Raw genomic sequence first — 3,259 nt, forward strand, 5'->3', positions numbered from 1 at the left:
GCGATCACCGGGGTGATCCCGTTCACGGAGACCATCTTTTTGTGGCAGTCCGGCGTGTTGCTGGCAGCGCTGGTGGTGGTGTCGTTGATCGTGGCGTACGCCACGGCGCCCGGCCCGGACTCGGCCCGCGATGCCGCGGCGTGTGGGGTTGACCCAAGTTTCAACACGCCAAAACTGCCGCCGCGTACGCGGCCTGGCGAATGGCTGGAATACAGCCCACTGCTGACGATCTTGCTGGTGCTGCTGGCCGCCGGCTGGTTGTATCACGAGTTTTCGACCAAACCTGCGATCAGCGCCATTTCGGGCCTGAACACCTACAACTTTTTATTCCTGATGCTCGGCGCCTTGCTGCACTGGCGCCCGCGCAGCTTTCTGAATGCCGTGGCCAGCGCCGTGCCGACCACCACCGGGGTGATGATCCAGTTTCCGCTGTATGGCTCGATTGCGGCGCTGATGACCGTGGTCAAAGGCGTGGACGGGCAAACCCTGGCGCATCACATCTCGACCTTCTTCGTGCAAATCGCCTCCCATGACACCTATGCAGTGCTGATGGGCGTGTACTCGGCGATCTTGGGCTTCTTTATTCCGTCGGGCGGCGGCAAATGGATTATTGAGGCGCCCTACGTGATGCAAGTCGCCAATGACCTGCAATACCACCTGGGCTGGGCGGTACAGATCTACAACGCGGCCGAAGCCTTGCCGAACCTGATCAACCCGTTCTACATGCTGCCGCTGTTGGGCGTGCTGGGGCTGAAGGCGCGTGACTTGATCGGCTTTTCGTTTGTGCAGTTGCTGGTGCACACGCCGCTGGTGCTGTTTCTGCTGTGGGCGCTGGGCACGACGTTGGTGTATGTCGCGCCCGTGATGCCTTAGCGGTAGACGCGAGCTTGTCTTGCGGTCTTTTGAGTGGTCAAAAGATCGCGAGGCAAGCTCGCTCCTACAGGGGAGCGGTGTTATATCGGGGTTAGCGGGCGCAGGCGGTATTGCGGTGGCAGTTGGTCCAGACCGCTGATGGTGGTGTCGAGGCTTTTCCAGCGGCCGTCTTTAATGCCGTAGATGCAGCCGTGGACCGAGAGCTTTTGCCCGCGATGCCAGGCGTTTTGCACAATGTTGGTGTGCCCGACGTTGGCCACTTGCTGGATGACATTCAACTCGCACAGACGGTCAACACGCTCTTCTTCAGTGGGCAGTTTTGCCAGCACTTCGCGATTTTCGTAGTACAGATCGCGAATCGAGCGCAACCAGCCGTCAATCAGGCCATATTGCTGGTTCTGCATCGATGCACGCACCCCGCCACAGCCGTAGTGGCCGGTGACCAGAATGTGTTTGACCTTCAATACATCCACTGCGTACTGGATCACTGACAGACAATTAAGGTCGGTGTGCAGCACGACGTTGGCCACGTTACGGTGCACAAACAGGTCACCGGGCAGCATGCCGACGATCTCGTTGGCGGGTACGCGGGCATCCGAACAACCAATCCACAGGTATTCCGGCGTTTGCTGGCGGGCCAACTTGGCGAAGAAATCAGGATCCTCCTGCTTGATCGCATCGGCCCAGCGCTCGTTGTTATCAATCAGATCTTGTAGTTCGTTCATGCGGTAAACCCTCGAGAGTTGATGCGCAAACTATGACTGCGGACCGCTGGTCGGGGTCACGTTAATCTGCGCTTTAATCCGCCGGTCCGTTGGGTGGAATCTTAAACCGTGGCTACAGTCCATCGTAGTAAGCAGCCACAGTATGAGGAATGACCATGTCTGATTCACGTCGCCCGTATGGAGCAGAACAACCAGCAGAGATTGATGACCTCGAAGACCGCTCAGGCTCGGTTGAGCCGTTGAACTTTGAGGATGATGATGAGGATCACGAGAGCATCAGCGATCTGTTTACCGACGAAGAGCGCGCCCTGCACGTGGCCGGTAAACCTGCCCGCAAGGCCGGGCTGAGCGGCGGCGCATTGCCCGATGAAGATCTGGACGCCGGGTTTGGCGACGATGATCTGGAGCAGGAGATGCTTATCCGTGAAGACGGCGCCCGCGATGCCAAAGAGGCCGCAGAGGGCAACGATGACGCGGCGGATTGGGAGTTGAGCGTGGTCGATGAAGACGACATCGGCGCTGGCAGAGGGCTGGATGAAGCGGAACTGGCGGATATAGATCCGGTGGGGCGCAAACGTTAAAAGCCCCTCACCCTAACCCTCTCCCGAAGGGAGAGGGGACTGATTGGGGGATGCTGAATAACATCCGCAACCTGAACTCTTGTGCTGAACCTGAGAGTACCTTGGTAAAGCGCCCTCTCCCTCCGGGTGAGGGCTGATTCAGTCAACCAACGTACAGGCCATGACCACCGCGTCTTCACGCCCGCCCACGGCCGGGTAGTAGTCGCGACGGCGGCCGATTTCGTTGAAGCCGTAGCGCTCGTACAGCTTGAAGGCGGCCGTGTTGCTGTCACGCAGTTCGAGGAAGCATTCGCGGGCTTCATGCTGGTAGGCAATAGACATCAGGTGCTCAAGCAATTTGAGCCCCAGGCCACGGCCCTGGTTTTCTGGCTTGACGGTGATGTTGAGCAGGTGTGCTTCATCCAGAATGATTTGCACCACGCCGTGACCCACTTGTTGCTCGCCTTCGAACATCAACCAGATGTGGTATTTGCCCAAACCGTCGAGAAAGATCCCGCGGGTCCACGGGTGGGTGAACGCCGCGTATTCAACTTTTAAAACCGCATCAAGGTCCGCTTCGGTCATCGGGCGGAAGGTTACTGCGTCACTCATCGTTTTGTTTCCAGCGCGACATCAGCCTGCGCATGGCTTGCCACACATCCGCTTTGCGGTGCGGCTCTTCCATTAAGAGTTCCAGGCCCGGCAGCGCCCATGCGCTACCCAGCCCTTCGATTTCAAGTTCGGTGTTGAAGGCTTCAGCGTTCGCTTCGCTGGCAAAACGCACAGCCGGAAGACCGATCAGCCACAAGCAGGCGCATTCGGCCTCTTCAAGGCGGGCCATGACAAAACCCTGCACAAACTGACGCGCCGCCTCTGGGCCCTGGTCGACATTGCCGCGCCTGAGCAGCGGCCAACGTACTGGCTCGCCAACGATTTGCGGGCTGTCGGGCAAACCGGCAGCTCGCAACATATCTTTTAACAATAAATAAGCCGGGTCGCGGCTCTGGAATGCGCCGCCTGTGGGTAACTCCACCAGCACCAGGCAACGCCCCGCCCGGAGCAACTGCAAGGCAAAACGCGGCGGCGCCACCGCGGCGGCTT

4 protein-coding genes and 1 pseudogene are annotated in these 3,259 nt (G+C 59.0%); 2 read left to right on the plus strand and 3 right to left on the minus strand.

The window, feature by feature from the left end; translation table 11 throughout:
* Positions 1-873: TIGR00366 family protein (locus tag GHO41_RS28795; protein ID WP_178126608.1), on the plus strand; the 873-nt coding region annotated here is incomplete at its 5' end.
* An 80-nt stretch (positions 874-953) separates the two neighbouring features.
* Here GHO41_RS28795 and can read toward each other — a convergent pair.
* Positions 954-1,598, minus strand: a complete 645-nt coding sequence (gene can / locus GHO41_RS28800) for a carbonate dehydratase (protein ID WP_123749575.1) — start codon at positions 1,596-1,598, stop codon at positions 954-956.
* Positions 1,599-1,753: 155 nt separating this feature from the next.
* Between can and GHO41_RS28805 the strand changes: the two genes are divergently transcribed.
* Positions 1,754-2,179 carry a serine kinase/phosphatase gene (locus tag GHO41_RS28805; protein ID WP_153435308.1) on the plus strand — a complete coding sequence of 142 codons (426 nt, stop codon included), beginning with the start codon at positions 1,754-1,756 and terminating at the stop codon, positions 2,177-2,179.
* 138 nt (positions 2,180-2,317) lie between these two features.
* Here the strand turns inward: GHO41_RS28805 and rimI are convergent, their stop codons facing one another.
* Both rimI and GHO41_RS28815 read right to left on the minus strand, forming a co-directional pair.
* Positions 2,318-2,770 carry a ribosomal protein S18-alanine N-acetyltransferase gene (rimI, locus tag GHO41_RS28810; RefSeq protein ID WP_048368438.1) on the minus strand — a complete coding sequence of 151 codons (453 nt, stop codon included), beginning with the start codon at positions 2,768-2,770 and terminating at the stop codon, positions 2,318-2,320.
* Positions 2,763-3,259 (minus strand): annotated as a pseudogene (locus tag GHO41_RS28815) (energy transducer TonB); the annotation flags it as partial. The gene rimI and the pseudogene GHO41_RS28815, both read right to left, overlap by 8 nt.

Source organism: Pseudomonas sp. FSL R10-0399, assembly GCF_009600165.1.
Taxonomy (GTDB): Bacteria; Pseudomonadota; Gammaproteobacteria; order Pseudomonadales; family Pseudomonadaceae; genus Aquipseudomonas; species Aquipseudomonas helleri.

Coding starts and splice junctions, on each gene's coding strand:
- can (WP_123749575.1), bottom strand. CDS start 1,598: ATGAACGAACTACAAGATCTGATTGATAACAACGAGCGCTGGGCCGAT.
- GHO41_RS28805 (WP_153435308.1), top strand. CDS start 1,754: ATGTCTGATTCACGTCGCCCGTATGGAGCAGAACAACCAGCAGAGATT.
- rimI (WP_048368438.1), bottom strand. CDS start 2,770: ATGAGTGACGCAGTAACCTTCCGCCCGATGACCGAAGCGGACCTTGAT.